This window comes from Brachyspira innocens ATCC 29796 (genome assembly GCF_000384655.1).
Taxonomy (GTDB): Bacteria; Spirochaetota; Brachyspiria; order Brachyspirales; family Brachyspiraceae; genus Brachyspira; species Brachyspira innocens.
Window position 1 is genome coordinate 42,056 of record NZ_ARQI01000123.1, and the last position, 18,999, is coordinate 61,054.

Annotated in this window: 17 protein-coding genes; 5 read left to right on the forward strand and 12 right to left on the reverse strand. The window is 27.9% G+C overall.

The features are described 5' to 3' along the window. Positions 1 to 40 precede the first annotated feature (40 nt). The 11 genes from F811_RS0111635 to nadE form a co-directional block, all read right to left on the reverse strand. The gene (locus F811_RS0111635; RefSeq protein WP_020005414.1) at positions 41 to 2,128 is read right to left on the reverse strand and encodes a glutamine synthetase III family protein; all 2,088 of its coding nucleotides are present in this window, start codon (positions 2,126 to 2,128) and stop codon (positions 41 to 43) included. A 137-nt stretch (positions 2,129 to 2,265) separates the two neighbouring features. Beyond that, positions 2,266 to 3,084: a nucleotidyltransferase-like protein gene (locus tag F811_RS0111640; protein WP_020005415.1), complete on the reverse strand. Its 819-nt coding sequence runs from the start codon at positions 3,082 to 3,084 to the stop codon at positions 2,266 to 2,268. A 5-nt stretch (positions 3,085 to 3,089) separates the two neighbouring features. Then, positions 3,090 to 4,223: a protein-glutamate methylesterase/protein-glutamine glutaminase gene (locus tag F811_RS0111645; protein WP_020005416.1), complete on the reverse strand. Its 1,134-nt coding sequence runs from the start codon at positions 4,221 to 4,223 to the stop codon at positions 3,090 to 3,092. Positions 4,224 to 4,250: 27 nt separating this feature from the next. Beyond that, complete coding sequence (locus F811_RS0111650; protein WP_013112629.1) at positions 4,251 to 4,844, reverse strand: chemotaxis protein CheD; 594 nt, start codon at positions 4,842 to 4,844, stop codon at positions 4,251 to 4,253. Positions 4,845 to 4,859: 15 nt separating this feature from the next. Next, a complete protein-coding gene (locus tag F811_RS0111655) occupies positions 4,860 to 5,711 on the reverse strand; it encodes a CheR family methyltransferase (RefSeq protein WP_020005417.1) in 852 nt (283 codons plus the stop codon). A 23-nt stretch (positions 5,712 to 5,734) separates the two neighbouring features. Beyond that, positions 5,735 to 6,265, reverse strand: coding sequence for a chemotaxis protein CheW (locus tag F811_RS0111660; protein WP_020005418.1), 531 nt, complete (start codon positions 6,263 to 6,265; stop codon positions 5,735 to 5,737). 11 nt (positions 6,266 to 6,276) lie between these two features. Next, positions 6,277 to 8,436: a chemotaxis protein CheA gene (locus F811_RS0111665; protein WP_020005419.1), complete on the reverse strand. Its 2,160-nt coding sequence runs from the start codon at positions 8,434 to 8,436 to the stop codon at positions 6,277 to 6,279. Positions 8,437 to 8,498: 62 nt separating this feature from the next. Further along, the gene (locus F811_RS0111670; protein WP_013112633.1) at positions 8,499 to 8,867 is read right to left on the reverse strand and encodes a response regulator; all 369 of its coding nucleotides are present in this window, start codon (positions 8,865 to 8,867) and stop codon (positions 8,499 to 8,501) included. Between the two features lie 32 nt (positions 8,868 to 8,899). Further along, positions 8,900 to 9,163, reverse strand: a complete 264-nt coding sequence (locus F811_RS0111675; RefSeq protein ID WP_020005420.1) for a hypothetical protein — start codon at positions 9,161 to 9,163, stop codon at positions 8,900 to 8,902. Positions 9,164 to 9,187: 24 nt separating this feature from the next. Continuing rightward, positions 9,188 to 11,119 carry a methyl-accepting chemotaxis protein gene (locus F811_RS0111680; protein ID WP_020005421.1) on the reverse strand — a complete coding sequence of 644 codons (1,932 nt, stop codon included), beginning with the start codon at positions 11,117 to 11,119 and terminating at the stop codon, positions 9,188 to 9,190. A 308-nt stretch (positions 11,120 to 11,427) separates the two neighbouring features. Next, positions 11,428 to 13,320 carry an NAD(+) synthase gene (nadE, locus tag F811_RS0111685; RefSeq protein ID WP_020005422.1) on the reverse strand — a complete coding sequence of 631 codons (1,893 nt, stop codon included), beginning with the start codon at positions 13,318 to 13,320 and terminating at the stop codon, positions 11,428 to 11,430. Between the two features lie 143 nt (positions 13,321 to 13,463). Here nadE and F811_RS0111690 point away from each other — a divergent pair, with 143 nt between their 5' ends. The 5 genes from F811_RS0111690 (at position 13,464) to F811_RS0111710 (ending at position 17,313) form a co-directional block, all read left to right on the forward strand. Beyond that, positions 13,464 to 14,051 (forward strand): pyridoxamine 5'-phosphate oxidase family protein, encoded by a 588-nt coding sequence (locus F811_RS0111690; RefSeq protein ID WP_020005423.1) that lies wholly within the window; start codon positions 13,464 to 13,466, stop codon positions 14,049 to 14,051. A 115-nt stretch (positions 14,052 to 14,166) separates the two neighbouring features. Continuing rightward, positions 14,167 to 15,156 (forward strand): cyclic nucleotide-binding domain-containing protein, encoded by a 990-nt coding sequence (locus tag F811_RS0111695; protein ID WP_020005424.1) that lies wholly within the window; start codon positions 14,167 to 14,169, stop codon positions 15,154 to 15,156. Between the two features lie 21 nt (positions 15,157 to 15,177). Further along, a complete protein-coding gene (locus tag F811_RS0111700; RefSeq protein ID WP_020005425.1) occupies positions 15,178 to 15,813 on the forward strand; it encodes a Crp/Fnr family transcriptional regulator in 636 nt (211 codons plus the stop codon). A gap of 155 nt (positions 15,814 to 15,968) precedes the next feature. Next, a complete protein-coding gene (locus F811_RS0111705) occupies positions 15,969 to 16,661 on the forward strand; it encodes an ankyrin repeat domain-containing protein (protein WP_020005426.1) in 693 nt (230 codons plus the stop codon). A gap of 424 nt (positions 16,662 to 17,085) precedes the next feature. Next, positions 17,086 to 17,313 (forward strand): hypothetical protein, encoded by a 228-nt coding sequence (locus tag F811_RS0111710; RefSeq protein ID WP_020005427.1) that lies wholly within the window; start codon positions 17,086 to 17,088, stop codon positions 17,311 to 17,313. 362 nt (positions 17,314 to 17,675) lie between these two features. On the opposite strand, the gene F811_RS0111715 is transcribed toward F811_RS0111710, so the two are convergent. Beyond that, a complete protein-coding gene (locus F811_RS0111715) occupies positions 17,676 to 18,956 on the reverse strand; it encodes a lipopolysaccharide biosynthesis protein (RefSeq protein ID WP_020005428.1) in 1,281 nt (426 codons plus the stop codon). Positions 18,957 to 18,999: the final 43 nt, after the last annotated feature.

Consider the following 18,999-nt stretch of genomic DNA (forward strand, 5'->3'; position numbering starts at 1 on the left):
TTAAATAATTATACCTGATTTTGTTATTTATACTTACCGTTTATGATAAACTATATAGCATATCTCCGTAAGTTGGAAGTTTCCAATATTTTTTAGAAACAGTTCTTTCTAATTCATCTATTGTAACTCTCATATCTTCTAAGCATGCAAATATCTTATCTCTTGAAAAATTAGCAGCTTTTGATACATCAGTAATTTTTTTACCTTCAGCAATGTATTCTTCTAATTTTGCCAATTTACTGTATAAATCTGAAATTAGTTTATTGAGTTTATTAATTAAATCACTTTCAACATCAAAATTTACTTTTAAATTATTTTTCTTATCAGCTATATTAGCAAGTTCTCCAGTATATTCTATAGAAGAAGGAAGTATATGCTTATAGACCATATCTGTTAATGTAAGAGCTTCAATATTAATTTCTTTTACATACTCTTCCATTCCTATTTCATATCTTGAACGTATTTCAACTTCTGTAAGTACTTTATGTTTGGTTAATACATCTATATTTTTTTGAGATATAAAATGAGGCAATGCTTCTGGAGTAGTTTTTAGATTAAATAATCCTCTTTTTTCAGCCTCTTTTACCCATTCATCAGAATAGTTGTTTCCATTATAAATTATTCTTTTATGTTTTTTTATAGTATCTCTTATAAGTTCATCTACATCTTTTTCAAAATTTGAAGATTTTTCTAATATATCTGCAAACTGTGATAAAGCCTCAGCAACTATAGTATTTAATATTATATTAGGTCCTGATACAGAAAGACTTGAACCTACCATTCTAAACTCAAATTTGTTTCCAGTAAATGCTAAAGGGGATGTTCTATTTCTGTCAGTAGAATCTTTAGTAAGTCTTGCCAAAGAATTAACTCCCATTTCCATTTCAACTTTTGCTTTTCCTTCATAGTCTTTAGAATTTTCCATAGATTCAAGTATTTCAGTTAATTCATCTCCAAGAAACATTGATATAATAGCAGGAGGAGCCTCAGAAGCACCAAGCCTGTGATCATTGCTTGCACTAGCAGTTGTAACTCTAAGCAAATCCTGATATTCATCAACAGCTTTGATAATAGCTACTAAAAATAATAAAAACTGTTTATTTTTAGCAGGATTATCTGTAGGGTCTAATAGATTCATACCTGTATCGGTTGCTATAGACCAGTTATTATGCTTACCGCTTCCATTAACACCTGCAAAAGGTTTTTCATGAAGTATGCATGCAAGGTTATGCTTTTCAGCTATTACCTTCATAAGCTCCATTGTAATTTGGTTTTGGTCAGTTGCCATATTTGTAATAGTAAATTCAGGTGCTAATTCATACTGACCTGGTGCTACCTCATTATGTTCTGTTTTAGCAACTATACCAAGTTTCCATAGTTCAATATCAAGTTCTTTCATAAACTCTAATACTCTAGGCTTTATAGCACCGAAATAATGATCTTCTAATTCCTGACCTTTAGGAGGGCAGGCACCAAATAATGTTCTTTTACAGTATCTCAAATCAGGTCTTTGTAAATATAATTCTCTGTCTATTAAAAAATATTCCTGTTCAGCACCAACAGTTGTAAATACTCTATTAATGTTATTGTGACCAAAAAGTTTTAATATTCTTTTTGCTTCTTTTTCTATAACTTGCATTGAACGAAGTAGCGGAGTTTTTTTATCTAAAGATTCACCGCTATATGAACAAAAAGCACTAGGTATACATAAAGTATCATCTTTAATAAAAGCATAAGAAGTAGGATCCCAAGCAGTATATCCTCTAGCTTCAAATGTAGCTCTTAAACCGCCTGAAGGAAAACTAGAAGCATCTGGTTCGCTTTGAACTAATTCTTTACCAGTAAACTCCATACGTGTGGCACCATCATCTGTTTGAGCTATGAAACTAGTATGTTTTTCTGCTGTTACTCCAGTCATAGGCTGAAACCAATGTGTAAAATGTGTAGCACCTTTTTCTATAGCCCATTCTTTCATAGCATGAGCTACAACATTGGCAACTTCTAAGTTTAAACGTTCTCCATTTTTTATAGTTTTTATAAGTTTCTTATAAATGTCTTTAGGTAATTTATCCTTCATGACATTATCATTAAAAACCATACTGCCAAAAATTTCTGGTATTTTTTTCATTCTATTTCTCCTAGAAAATTTTATTATAAAATAAACAAAAAAAATTATAATATAAGTTAATTATTATATCATTAGTAAAAATTAATTCAATATTACTATTAGTAGTTATTAAAGAAAAATAAGGAAAAAATCATTTTTTACATGCTTTCATGTATGATTTGTTTTATTTTATACAAAGCCTTAAGAATTTCTTTTCTATGCAAATTATTTTTAATAGAAAACAAAACTTTAATATCATTAATCTCAGAAAGCGACATATAATCATCACTAGCTATCTTTTCATAAATATAATCTATCGCTTTTAATATAGCCTCATCATAATCATTAAAGTTAAAATATTCATTTGGGAGATTCCATACAAGAGCTTCTATGATGTTTGGAGATAACTCATTCATAGATTTAATTTCACTAGAAAAAGTCAAAAATATATATTTAAATATTTTTATTAGATTAATAAAATTAGTTCCGCATTCCTGTTCTTTCTTATCAAAATTTTTATTATCAAGTTTAGGATAAAATATCTCATTTGTACCATTAGAATTGGTAATCATAGCTCCTTCAATATTATTTTCATCTACATTTTTAAAAGAGGGTAGGAGCATTATTTTTTCATTTTCATACTCTAATATCAAATAGTATGATATTTCATTAATTTTAGTTTGATAGTTGTCATTTTTTTTAATTAAATCCAATATAGAAAGTTTGAATTTTCTAGTATCTGTAACACCATCAGTATCATTTAACATTATATATACATTAAGATATTCCATATAGTTTATATCTGTACGGTTTCTTTTTGCACCAGATGCTAAAATTGATATATTATTAAATGATTTGTGTGCGGATATTAATTTTGATATTAAATCTAATTTTAAATCTATTTTATAATATGGGTAGATAGTAGAATTACCTACCCATTTATTTATATATTCATATAAATCTATATTTTGTTTCATAAGAGTTATACTCTTTTCAAAGCAGCAGCAAGTATTTTATCTAAAGGCAGAACTTCATCTACTCCGCCTCTTGCTATAGCCTCTCTAGGCATACCAAATACAGTACAAGTTTCTTCATTTTGTGCGATATTGTATGCTCCTGCATCTTTCATTTCTTTCATACCATTGGCACCATCATCACCCATACCAGTAAGTATTATACCAATAGCTTTATTTTTAGCATATACGGCACCGCTTCTGAAAAGTACATCTACAGAAGGTTTATGTCTTGTAACAGGCTCTCCGTCTCTAACTTCTATAAAATATTTACCATTTTTTACTTTAATCATAGTATGCTTACCGCCGCGTGCTAAAACAGCTTGTCCTCTTCCTATACTCATTCCGTCTTCAGATTCAGCCACATCAATTTTCAATATGCTGTTTAATCTTTTAGCAAATGAAGTAGTAAAATGTTCAGGCATATGCTGAGTGATAACTATAGGGGGAGCTGAAGGAGTAACATTTTTAAGACATTCTATTAAAGCCTCAGTACCGCCTGTAGAAGAACCTATAAGAATAATTTTATCCATAGGAGTTTCTCTTGAAGGGGTAAGAGGAAGTATAATATCAGCAGTATTTTTTTGGTAAACTTTAAATCCTGCAGTTTTAGGAGCCTCTAAACTAATAGGTGTTCTTTCTGCTGGGGAAGCTGTTTCAGTCGGCATATTAACACCATGTTTTCTATAGAATTTAGCTCTGTTTGCATAGGCATTTTTTATTTTTTCAACCAAATCAGTAGCCAATTCTTCAACGCCATCTCTAACATTGGCAGATGGTTTTATAACATAATCAAAAGCACCTATATTTAATGCATCCAAAGCTAATTCTCTATGTTTATCTAACAAAGAACTAAACATTATTACAGGGATAGGGTTATTAAGCATAAGTTTTTTAAGATAAGTAATACCATCCATTTCTGGCATTTCTATATCTAAAGTAATAATGTCTGGTTTAAGATTTTTGACCTTACTTTCAGCTAGAATTGGATTTGCAGCAGTACCAACCATTTCCAAAGCAGGATCCGAGTTAACAATTTTTGTTAGCAATTGTCTAATTAATGCGCTATCATCAATAGCTAATACTTTAATTTTTGTAGCCATAAAAAATCCTTAATAATTATTAATATATTAAAACAATGTGATGTCCGATTTTTCTTCAAGTTTATGCTGTAAGTTTTTAGAGTATTTAATTTCTTGCTCTGCTGAGAACTCTTTAGTTTTACCTTCTAGTTTTTTCATAAGCACTCTATTTTCAGTATTAAAGAAGAATACTTTTCTAGGCCAAGAACCTCCTACATCTTCACTAACTATAGGTATTTTTTCATCAGCCAAGAACTTTTTAGCAAATTGTATATTTTTATCAGGTACTTGGAGAATGTTGCTGGTCATACCAGATAGAACATGTCCTCCGCCGAATATTTTGGCTGTAAGATTTTCTTTCTTACCACCTAATTTAATAATTTCGTTTATCAGAACCTCCATAGCAAAAACACCGTATCTAGTATTGTTATAATCTTCTGCTGGATTTTCCCATTCTCTCATTTCTGGAAGCATGAAGTGGTTCATACCTCCGAATTTTAATTTATTTTCAAAGAGACAAACAGATATACAACTGCCTAAAACGGTTTTAATTACAGCGGGTTCTTTTGAAGCATAATATCCACCTATATATATAGTTATTCTTTTAAAATTACTATTAGCCGCTGCTGGAAAATCAATCATTATTAATACCCCTACTTAAATCTTTTTATAAATATTACTAGACACATATTTAAATTTATCAGATACACCAAAAAGTGTTTCCGAGTGTCCTATAAATACCAAGCCATCTTCTTTTAAATATCTATGGAATTTATTAAATAATTCCTTTTGAAATTCTTTATCAAAATAAATAATAACATTTCTGCAAAAAATCAAATCGAACTGAGTATGTATATCAAAATCTTCATCTTTAAAATTTAACTGTCTGAAAAATAAATTCTTTTGTAATATGTCTTTTACTTTATAAAGGCCTTCTTTATCCCCAGTACCTTTTAAAAAATATTTTCTTAAAATATTAGGCTGTATTGGTTCAACTGATTCTTCTTTATAAATACCTGCACGTCCATGAGCTAATACATTGGTATCTATATCACTTGCTAATACTTTTATATCATATCTATCATAATTAGAGCCGAAATATTCATGTAGTGTCATTTGTATAGTGTAAGGCTCTTCTCCAGTTGAACAAGCTGCTGACCATATTCTAAGATTTTTTACTTTTCCTTCCTTAAACTTTTTCTCCCACTCTGGAAGGAAATTACTTTTCATATATTCAAAATGTTTATTTTCTCTAAAGAAATCCGTTTTATTCGTAGTAACTGCATTAACAAAATTTGTCAATTCTTCATCTTTTGCATTTTTTACAAAATCTATGTATTCTCTAAAAGAATCCATATGTAAAGCTCTAAGTCTTTTACTAAGTCTAGAAGTAACTAAAGCCCTTTTATGATTAGTCATTTGTATACGAGTCTTATCATAAATAATTTTAACTAATTCATTAAACTCAGCATCAGTTAAAGCGGGCATATTAGCATTCATATCATCCATATTATATACACCTCAATAAGTAATTATACTGTTTTATTTTCTCCGTCATTAGATTTGATGATTTCATCTATTGGAAGAACCATAATAATTTTATTTTCCAATCTAATGACATTAGAAATTTGAAGTCCCCTCATATTATCAATAGGGGTTTCGGTCATCTGGCTTTCATAAACAGTTATAACATCACTTACCATATCTGCTAATATTCCGAATTTTCTATTAGTTGTAGATATTACTATTATAACATCATCTTCAATAGAATGATCATCTCTTCTGGCCAAACCAAATCTTATTCTTATATCAACAATATGAAGTATATTACCCCTCAAATTCATCAAACCTCTCATATATTTAGGGCTTCCTGGTACAGGAGTAATATTAGTAACACCAACAATGCCATCAATACTCAAAACATCAAGAGCATATTCTTCATTGTCAATTTTAAATACTAAGAATTGCTGACTTGGTTCAGTAGAAATATTTTCTTCATGATCCAAAGCTGTACCTCCAACCTGAGGTATATTAGCAGCATTTATTTTTTGATTATCTAACATATTACAATCCTTTATTTTACGCCATTGTTTATTTTGCCTTGTAAAGACATATTAACTAACCCTTGTATATCTATAATAAGAGCTATTCTTCCGTCTCCAAGAATAGTACCGCCAGCTATGCCAGCATGTTTATCGAATGCAGAATCCAAAGATTTAATAACTACCTGCTGCTGATCCAAAAGTTCATCAACAAATATAGCACATCTTCTATATCCTGCTTCTACAACAACAACTATACCGTCCTCTATATTTTCAACCTGAGTATCTATTTCAAATACTTTATGAAGTCTTATTAAAGGCAAGTATTCTTCTCTTATTTTTATCATCTCACCTTTACCTTCAAAAGGTTTTACCTGTTCATTTTTTACTTTTATTTGTTCTATAATAGATATAAGAGGCATTATGTATATTTGAGCACCTAAAGCAAAAGTAATACCTTCGATAATAGCCAATGTTAAAGGAAGTTTTACTATAAAAGTACTGCCTTTACCTTCTACAGATTTTATTTCTATTTTACCTTTCATCTTTTCAACATTAGCTCTAACAACGTCCATACCAACACCTCTTCCAGATATGTCAGTAATTTTATCAGCAGTTGAAACGCCAGGTGCGAATATAGTTCTATATATTTCTATATCAGAATATTTACCATCTTTAGATAGAAGACCTCTTTCTACAGCTTTTTTGAATATTTTTTCTTTATTTAATCCATTTCCATCATCGGATACTTCTATAACAACATGTCCTTCTTGGTGTGCTGCTGACATTGTTATAGTACCATATTCTGGTTTTCCTCTTGCTATTCTCTCTTCTTTAGTTTTTTCTATTCCATGGTCCATAGAATTTCTTATCATGTGTTTAAGAGGGTCAGATAACTGTTCAAGCATGTTTTTATCTATTTCAGTAGTTTCTCCCTTTAGAACTAATTTAACTTCTTTATTTAATTCCAAGTTCAAATCTCTTACATATCTATGGAACTGATTGAATATAGGGCCAATAGGCATCATCCTAATATTCATAACTTCTTCCTGTATTTGTCTTGAAGTTCTATCCATAGAGCTAACAGCTTCTTTTAATCCGTTATCTATATCTAAACTTTGAGTAAGCTGCATTATTCTTGACTGAGCTATAACAAGCTCCCCAATTAAGTTCATCAAACTGTCAAGTTTTCTTGTATCAACCCTAACTGTTGAAGGTGCTTGAACTTTTGCTGCTTTATGCACTGCTGCAGCTGGCTGATTATTGTTCGCAGGGGCATTATTATTAGCAGTTTCTGCAGGTTTAGCTTCAGTTTTAGGAGCTTCTTCTGCTTTAGGTGCTTCTTCAGTCTTAGCAGGAGCAGCTTCTGCAGGTTTAGCTTCATCATCATCTTTAATATCTGCTTTTGTATTTACGATATTAATATCATTGTCGTCTATTACAAATAAGAAAATGTTTTGCACCTGTTCATCTGGAGCATTAGTATCAAAATCTAAAGAAAACTGGGTATAACAAACATAAGGATCTTCAAGATTTAAAATAGTCGGCAAATTATTACATTCTATTTTTAAATTACTAATAGTACCTATGGCTCTAAGGTCATTTAAAAACATAAGAGGGTCTATACCATTATCAAAAATAGTAGCTTTAAATCCCATATCAATATGGAAAGAATTAGAACCGCTGCTTCCAGATGCTGTTTCTGACGACTTTTCTTCAGATTTAGGAGTTTCTGCAGATTTTTCCTCTGCTTTAGGAGCTTCTGCAGGTTTTGGTGCAGGAGCCGCTGCTGCAGGATCATTTCCATCAGCTATTGCTTTAATTTTAGCTTTTAATGAATCTATATTGGTAACACCATCTGTTTCACTTTTTCCATCTACAATATTTTGCAGCATAAGTTTAACAGTATCTAAAAACTCAAGAAGTACTGTTATCATTTGCGGTGTTACATCTAATTTACCGCTTCTAACTTTTTCTAACAAATTTTCAGCAACGTGGTTTAATTCACTCATAGTTGTGAAACCTACAGTACCTGCTGAAGATTTTAGAGTATGGGCACTTCTGAATATTTTATTCAAAAGATCTTCATCGCTTTTATTATCCTCTAATAAAACTAAATCATTTTCTAAACCTTCTACAATTTCTTTAGCTTCACTTAAGAATATGGAAATAAATTCATCACTATCAAACATGTATTACACCTCTATCTTTAATAAAAATCCTTATTATATATCATAATAAGATGGTTGGAAAACTAGTTTAAAAAACGTTTAACAACGTCCAAAAGTTGGGTTGGGTTAAATGGCTTTACTAGCCAACCGCTAGCTCCTGCAGCCTTACCCTCCATTTTTTTCTCATCTTGAGATTCTGTTGTAAGCATAAGAATAGGGGTATATTTATGTTGATCTACCTGTCTTACATGCTTAATAAACTCTATACCGTCCATTTTAGGCATATTAAGGTCAGTTATTATCATATCAACATTTGGGGTTTTACCTAGAACCTCTAATCCTGTAGTACCATCATCTGCAGACACTACAGTATAACTGCCCTTTTTTAAGGTATATTCAACAGATGCTCTAGCTGTATTTGAATCGTCTACAATTAGTATTGTTTTAGCCATACTTTAACCTCTTATATCATTAATTATTTTTATCAATTATTTTTATCGTTAATTATATTTAAATACTCTACAAATAAATTATCCATGCCTTCTACTATAAGGTTTTTTTGATTTTTAGCAAGCTCTTTTTTCATAGCATACAGTATCTGCAGACCTGCCAAATCAATATGTGCTGGACCTTCACAATTAAACTTTACAGTAATATCTTCGTTATAATTTGCACTTTTAATGACATTCTTAAAATATTTACTCATAGTTCTTATATTAAGATTGTCACTTATTTCTATAACTGCCATAAAAAAATACCTCCATTACTTTTATTAAAACATAGTAAAATCACCGCTGTCTGCACCTACATCTATATTTATATCGACATTAGGTGCTTCTTCTCCAGACAAAATACTGTTGGCTATAGCTCTTTCTTTCTTAATCGTATAAGAATTTACTATATCCAAATATTTATCACTTTCTATTTTCCAGTTTTCTATACCCAATAATTTATAATATTCATTTTTCTTATTTCTTATAACATTTCTCATGCTATTAAATATTTCTATTATTTCATTAATCTTTGTAAGCAGGGTACTCAAAGAACTTAAATCTATTAAAGTTTTATCTATAAGTCCGAATAATTCATCAGCATAACTATCAAGTCTTTTTATGTTATTATTAATAATATATTTAGACTCGTCTAAACGTTTGCTCACACTGTCTGTCATAGATTCTATAAATGTATGTTCAGTAGACTGCTGATTAATATTAGACTTAAATTTATTAATAGAACTAAATATAGCTGCCTTAATATTATGGAATTGCTCCAAACATGCATCTACTGTATCAGTTATATTAGTAGCTATAGATTCAACACTCTCTATAGAAAATGTCTGAGAATTATTAAATATATCGCTGTTTTTTTCAAGCTCTATTTTAGCCAAAAAGTTAATCGAGTTAAAGGTTTTGGCTATATTTTTAGTTTCTAAGAACATACTTTCCAATTCTTCTATGGAATCAATAATTGCTATATTACTGTCGGATATTCTATATTTATTAGTTAAAAACAATTTAAAGTTTTCTAAATAAAGTTTGATAAATCCCATATATTCATTAAATAATGATTCTGAAACCGTAAATGGAAATTCTGATTTTCCTGTCTCGCCTCCAATCATATATTCAACTATTGTAGTTCTGTCTGATGTTATATCAAGCAAAGCATCTTTTAAACCTTTAAGACTCTTGTATATATCTGAGTTTGTTAAACTTATTTCTTCATGAATTGATTTAAAGTTTTCTATAATCAAAGTTAAAACAACATCATCAAAGGTTAGCAAATCTAATAATTTATGCTCTAAAGTTTGGTTCTCTGTTTTCTCTAAATCTTCAGCATTCATAGTCTCTACTTGAGAACCGTAATAATCTATAAAATTTCTATTTTCATAAACTATAGAATTTATTGATTCAACTATATGTTCTGTCTGCTGCCTTACAATATCCTCTCTTGGAAGAACCATCATTACTTCAAATATAAAATCATAAGTATTATCAACTCTTGAAATAATATTTGATATTATGTTAGAAAATACAGCAAAAGAGTTAACCATATTGTTATGCTCTTTATCAAGCTGTTCACGCATAATAGTAAAGTTCTGTCTTTGTAATTCATTAGTTTTTAATATCTCTGTTTTAAATGATTCAAATCTTACAAATAATTCCTTACCAATTCTATTCATTTGGTCGGCCTGTTCATTTGAAGTTTCTGACATTTTTATGATGTTTTTAGATATTTCTCCAAAAGCCTTACCGCCTGCACCATATTTAGAAGATATTATTATTGCATTTAATGAATATACCTTAATTTGGTCAGCAAGCATTCTTATTTGCTCTATAGAGTCCATTATATTACTGGTTTTACCTACATCTTCAACCAAAGAATCTGAAAGTTCATTATCTTGAGATATAAAATTCTGCATTCTATCAAATGACAAAAAGAAATCTTCTTGGTTTTCTTCCAAATCATTTGAGAAGTTTTTTTCACCTTTCTCTTTATTAGTAAAATAAGAAAGCAAATTATTAGCTTTCTCATTTTCATTTTTCATTTCTTGTTCTATCATAGGAAATTTTTCGCCGATAAAACTATATACTCTGCCAACTTCTTCCAAGAAAGAATGTATATCCTTAACTGTAGTTTCAAGAATGGCAGAATAATCTAAGATATCCTGACGTATGTTATTATCTATAATAGTAGATATTCCCACTGTATATAATTTCCTATTACTTTAATTTTATATAGTTTAAATAAATTACTATATAAATATAACATTTATTATAGCTTTTTGCAAGTAAAATATTTCTATACTAATAATTTTACAGTAAAATTTAAATACTTTTTACATTCTAAATACATCATAATTGTTCTATAATAGAACCTAAATAGAACCTAATATTTTTACAAATACTATATAATTTTTATATTTTACTGCTGAAATTATGAAAAATAATTATCTTTTAAATATACAAAAATTCTCAAATTATAAAACTAAAATAACTATAATAATTCTTATAGTTAATCTAAATTTAATAATTTATTTTTTAAATATAAATATCTGGCAGTATAATATACTCTGTTTTGAGCCTCTCTATTACCAAAACCAAAACTTCTTCTACTTATGGCTAATATTGGCGGAGCCTGTATTCTTTTTGTTATTCCCATTCCCATAAACTGCTTCCACCATTTCTCCAAATCATCTACAAAATCATGTGCTGTTTCAAAATATTTATTCAAAATACCTTTTTGGCATCCGATTGCCTCTTCCAATTTGTCATTAATGTACAATTCCAAAACATCTTCTAATATAATCCTGTTCCATGATTCCATTAAAAACTTAAATAAATAATCATGATAATCATATTTTATAGGATCTCCTTTACCTTCATCTACAGCCTGAGCAGTTGATAATTCGGCACTAGGTATAATATTTATAGTTCCTTCTGGTATGATTTCTTTGCCGAAAACTTTTTCGTTAACATATTTTGCAAGTCCGTATATTTGATACTTCCATAAATCAGCCAAACATGCAAAAAATCCTGCACTGTCGCCGTACATAGTGGAATATCCTACCATAGTCTCTGTTTTATTAGCATTGCAGGTAAATACTCCTCCAATGCTTGCTGCAATGGCTGATAATATTCTTGATGATCTGTCTCTTGCCTGTATATTTTCTATAACAAAAGATGATAATTTCAAATAATTTTCATTTCCATCTTTTATAATAGGGGAGTTTTCTAATTGTTTTACCGTATAGTCAACCGATTCTTGTATAGGAACCACCATATATGAACAGCCTAAATTATCAGCTAAAGTTTTAGCTAAATCTTTTGTGGTATTAGAATTAAATTTACTAGGCATATTTACAAGAAAAACATTATCCTTACCAAGTGCACTTACATACATAGCTGATGATAAAGCAGAATCTATTCCTCCAGATACTCCTATGACTATTTTATTTACACCAATAGATTTTGTAAACTTTCTTATTCCATAAATTACTGTATCATATATAAACTTATATTCATCATCTTCCTGTATTTCTATAGGTTTAGGGTACGATTTATTTTTTATATCCATTTCTATATAATATACATCGTCTTCATATCTGTTTCCTGTTAATAATAAATTACCTTTATTATCATAAACAGCACTTCCTCCGTCAAATGTATAAACAGTTTTACCATTATTTTGTATTCCTACATTATTAACATATACAACAGGAGTATTATGTTTACTTGCAATTTCTCCGTACATCTTATGACGCTTTGTATCTTTAACCAATGTATAAGGTGAGCTTGATATATTTATAAATAAATCAACATCTTTATTGCTGTTTATAATATCCATAGGTGAGAAAGAATAATTACTGCTCCAAGCATCTTCGCATATAGTAAGTCCGAGTTTTATTTTTTCTCCGTTACATTCTATTTCTAAAGGTTTTAGATATTCTTTTATATCAGCATTATTTTCAAAAGCCAAATCTTTCAAACTAAAAAAATGTCTTGGGTCTTCAAATTCTTTATAATTAGGAAGTAACGATTTTATTATAAAAGGGTAGGGTGTTGTATTATTATATATTAATTTACCGTCTTTAGCTACAAATAAAGCATTATACTTTCTTAGTCTTCCGTCAAAATTCTTTTTACTCTTATCAGAAGCTACATTACCAAAAATAACATATATTCCCTTGGAGGATTTTATAATTTCTTCTCCTAGCTCTTCGCACTCATTTATAAATCCCTTACTCTCCCACATATCCCCAAGCATATATCCAGATACACATAACTCTGGAAATACTATAATGTCTGCATTATTTTTTTTGGCACTGCTTATAGCACTTATAATTCTAACTGTATTATCACATGGCATAGAAGGTATTATTTCAATCTGAGATATTGCTATTTTCATAATAAAAACTCCAATATTTTTGGTATAAAATGAAATTATATAAATTATATAATAATATTAATAAAGAAAAAATACAATAAACCGTATATTAAAATAAATAAAATAATTTGTTATTTTGTATTAAAATACTCAAGGTGGCAGTAATGAGAAGAAAGGACTTCATATTTGAAGATATGCATGAGATTGATAAGATGTTAAACAGCATAGAATTCGGAGTTATGGCATTGCCTGATATTATACCTTATGCTGTTCCTGTGAGTTTTTGCTTCAAAAATAACCAAATATATTTTCATGGGGCTATGTCTGGAAGAAAATATGAAATTTTGAAAAATAATCCAGAAGTTTCATTTACCGCCTCAAAACTATATTCTTATATACCATCAACATTTATGAATAATAATATGATTCCTACTCAATTTTTCTTTTCAATATTTGCTGAAGGAAGATTTGAAAGCATAAATGATATAGAAGAGAGAAGAAATATATTATATGAATTGGTAAAAAAATATGAACCGAATAATACTAATTTATCAATAGATAATAAAATGTTTAACTATGCCCAGAATAATATGTTAATAGGAGTTATAAATATAAAAAATATTACTGCAAAGGCTAAATTTGGGCAGAATATGACAGATGATGAGATAAAAATGATAATTAAAGACCTAAAAATAAGGGCTGAAAAAATCGATATAGATACAATAGAGATGATAAATAAAATGAGAAAATAAAAAAAATAACTTGAAAAAAGTATTATAAGTGATAGAATAAAAACCGAATAAAAAACTATCTCTTTCATATTATAATATTTTTTCATTATAATAAAAATTAATTGAGGACAAACTAATGCAAACAAGAGTATATAAAGCAGGTTCTATAGTATATTTTACTGGGGATACTTCAGATAGAGTTTATATATTAAAACAGGGTCAGGCTCAAAGCATATTTTTGTCAGAAGAAACAGGGTATGAAACCAGAGAACTTATCAATATAGGGGAGTTTTTCGGTGTAAAAAGTATACTTGGAACATATCCGCAGGAAGATACGGTTCAATGTTTGACTGATTGTGTTGTTATTATAATTACATATGAAGAGTTTGAAAGTTTAATAGCAAGAAATAAGCCTATTATCATAAAAATGCTCAAAGTATTTTCTAATCAGCTTAGAAGAATAAATAAAAGAGTTAGAGAACTTGTAGAAAATGATATTAATGATGAAGCTCCTGATCCTTTGGAAGGATTGTATAGTATAGGGGAGTTTTATTTCAAAAATAAAAAATATAAAAATGCTCTTTATGCCTATAAAAGATACCTGCAATATGCTGATGAAGACTCTACATATTATAATACAGTAAAAGAAAAAATAGAAGAATGTAAAGATGAACTTGATATAACAGATGATAGTGATATAGCTCCTCCAAACACAGATGTTTCTTCAGCAGCAAAACCTGCAGCTCAGGCACAAACTGCTATTAATGATCCTACCTATAATAAAGCTTTAGAATTATATAATAATAATGATTATGTTAATTCTATAAAAACATTTAATACTTTGCTTAAAAGTCCTAATGCGGCTGCAGCAGAAAATTCTATGTTTTATATGGGTAAATGCTATTATAATTTAAATAAATATGATAATGCTTCTACAGTGCTTTTGTCAGCAATAAAAAAATATCCTAAATCTTCAAATGTTAAAGAGGCTATATTATTTTTGGCTAAAACCTGCGAAGCTAAAGGTGATAAAACCAAAGCTAAGGCATATTATCAAAAGGTTATTTCTATGCCTCCTATGGATAATTTCTCTAAAGAAGCTAATGCCAGTGTTTCAAGATTATAATTTTTTAATAAGGAATTAATTATGGATAATAATTTATCTTCACATACAAAGAAATACAATACAGATGATATTATATTTTTAGAATATGAAAAAGGCGATAAATTTTATATGGTTCAAAGCGGATCTGTGAAAATTACTAAGGTTATAAAAGATGTTGAAAAATTATTAGACATAGTTTATCCGGGGGATTTTTTCGGAGAAATGGCTATATTAGAAGATACTACTAGAAGTGCTTCTGCAATAGCAAATGAACCTACTGTTTTGCTAGAACTAAGAAAAGAGAACTTCCAATCAATACTAGCAAATAATACTGCTATGGCTCTTAAACTTTCAAAAATGTTCGCAAAAAGAATATTTGATGCCAAAAGAAGACTTTTAATACTTCAATTAAATGAAACTGATTTAAGAGTTTATGACTGTCTTTTACTATTGGCAGAACTTCAGAATATACCTAGAGATCATTATTATGAACCTCAGGAATTAAATGCCACTATTAATGATATTGCTAATTGGTGCGGTGTTAAAGTTAATGATGTTCAAAAAGTATTAAATTCTTTGGTAAAAACAGGTAAAATCGATATAAGAACTAATACAATTTACGTTAAAAACTTAAAGGAAATTCAAAGACAAATTGACTTAAAGAGAAAGAAATCATAAGTTAATAAACTTTATTTATAAAAAGCTGGTAACTTTTAGTTGTCAGCTTTTTTATTTATTTAAAATATTTATATTATTTAATTTCAAATAATCATATTGACAAAATAATATAATTAATGTATCATATGTAAAATATTTTTTAAAAAGAGGTTTATATGAAAAAAATTGTATTAATGGCAGTATTGTATGCTTTATTTAGTTTTAATGCTTTATATTCAGGAAAAGCTGAAAACGCAGCACAATTATTATTGTATATAGTATCTGGTGACAGCGAAGGGGTTTTAGAGCTTATAAATGATAAAAAAGTTGATATAAGTGGCAGAATAGAAGATGGTCTAACCCCATTAATGTTTTCTATCATTTATAAGCAAGATGAAATATCTAAAATGCTCATAGAAAAAGGTGCTAATATCAATGTAAAAGACAAGTCTGGATTTACCGCTCTAATACATTCTATAATGTATAATAGAACAGAAATATCCAAAATCCTTATAGAAAAAAAAGCTGATGTCAATATAAAAACTTCATTAAATGAAAATGGGGTGTATATGAAAAATATTACTCCTTTAATACTTAATGAAAATAAAGAAGTAGCTCAATCATTAATAAATGCTGGTGCTGATATTAATCTTAAATTATCTTGTAAAAATGGAGATATAAAATTAGAAAATGCTACACCTTTAATGTGGTTTATTATTGCTGATAATACGGAAGTAGCTGAGTTGTTAATAGAATCTGGAGCCGATATCAATGCTAAAGATAAATACGGAAAAACAGCATTGGATTATGCAAGAGAGAAAAATAATTCTAAAATAGAGCAGCTGCTCATTCAAAAAGGTGCTAATTAATAAAAAGTAATTTTATTATAATTGTGAAGAGTATCAATACGAAGCAAACATAGTGCCTCTAGTACTGCATATATGGCGTATAGGAGGAAGACTTTGTTTGCTTCTTTATCTTCTAAAGAAGGTATTTCTATGTATTGTTATTTTTTTATTAAAATATTCTAATAAGAAAGTTTATATAAAAAACAGAACTTAATAAACTCAATGAAGATGAAATTTCTATCATATATAATGTATGGCAATAGTGAAGGTGTTTTAGATAATAAAAAAATTAATATAAATATTAACATTGAAGAAATTATTAGCACTTTAATATTATCTATTGTTTACTAGCAACAAGTCTAATATATTTTTTTATAAATATATTTGATATTATTATATGAGTAGTATATAATAATATTAATTAAATATTATTTAGGATATATTTATGGGATTTCTTTCAGAATTATTTAATATTATTATTAATAACCAAAATAAAAATAGAGTTGAAAATCTTTATAAAATCAATTTAAGTTATAAAGATGATGGAGGAAAGGTTAGATATGTTACTGAAACATTTAGAGCTTATAATAAAAAAGATGCCAGAGAAAGGGCAATGTTAAAATATGGATATTCTATAAGAATAAAAAAAGTAAAATACACAAAAACATTGTAAAATTTTAAGGTATTATAATATACCTGTTATAACTTTGTACACAATTACATTATTCTATATTTTTAAATATAATTGTAAGTGATAAACAGATGTTAATATCTTAAATCTTTTAAGTGTGTAAAATATATGTTCTATTCTAACTCTGATTTTATTAGTAAACTGATTTTTAGGTTTAATTCATAATTCTTAATATTCGTTTTGTAATTAAAACTTTATGATGATATTTTTGTATTCCTGTATAACTTTTATCAACTATAAAAATACTATTTTTATAATTCTATATTATGCTTGTTTCAAAAGTATATTTTAAATTATTATATAATAATAGAAATATTCACAAAATTGCATATATACATTATTTTCTATTTTTCTTTTTCATTAATTTTTAATATTATTCTATGTATTAATATGATTAAGATATTATATATAAATAATGCTATAAAAAATATTTTCATTACAAATATAAAATTTTCAAAAGTTCTAAGTCCGTTTCTTAATGAAAAATATACATAAGCAAATATAATTAAATAACCATAGAAGGGATACCACAATCTATAAGCAAGCCCATAATTAAATGTAAGCACTGTAAAAGCTAAAGAAAAACCAAAAATAACTGCTGTAGGTACTAATGGTATAATAGCCTCGTATCTGCTTGTAAACTGTATAAGTATAATTTGTTTTGCAAATACTATTAAAAACACTGATAAACAAAGAGAGGCAAATACCAACAAAAGAATAGAATAATAAAGTATTTTGCTTTCTTTATTTTTATTATTTTCTTTCTTTGCTATTAGTATATAAGAAAACATTACTGAAGCTATTGGAGTGCCTATATAGAAAAACATCTTTATTATTAATGATATAGTAGAGTAGTACCCTGCACTTGTTTTATCCAAATATCTGTTTGCCATGAGTACATCGCTTAAAGATATCCAATTAAATATAAAGTTTACAATAACAATGTGAATTATATAACTTAAAAATATATATAGATTCTGTTTTGAGAAATACATTTTTATTTTATTTAATGGTATGAAGTAGGGAAGATTAAGTTTTTTTAATTCTATTATATTAATAATAAAATATAATACACAAAATAATGCCACACTAATAATAGCCCTTTCCAAAGTAAGCCCTGTTATAATAAAATAGGCTAGTAAAAGTATTTTTGATATAAATATTGCTATAAGACTTGCAGTATAATCATAAGCTATATAATTATTAATTTTTAGTATAGACTGTGAAACTATTCCCAAAATAGTAACAAATATTCCAACAGACATTATAAGAAGAGAGGGGTAGCTTTTTATATTAAAAAGTATATCTATTAAAGGTATTGACGCTATATAAAGAATGGATATTACAATAGCAATAATATATCCATAAGCCCAATATGTACGTGCATCCTCATCATCTTTGTAATGATGCATTATATAATAACTAAAACTAGATACTGTTAAAACTATTATGGAATATATATTTATTATACCATTATAATGAGCAAAATCTGATATTGATAAACTTCTGTTAATATAAATTGATGATATATAATTTAATACACTTGCAATACCGTTTATAAATACTAATAATGCATAGTTAATATAATATGAATATTTTTTGTATAATGTTTTTATTATGTTCATATTATATTAACTTTAATTTACCTTTATTAAAACTTTATCTTAA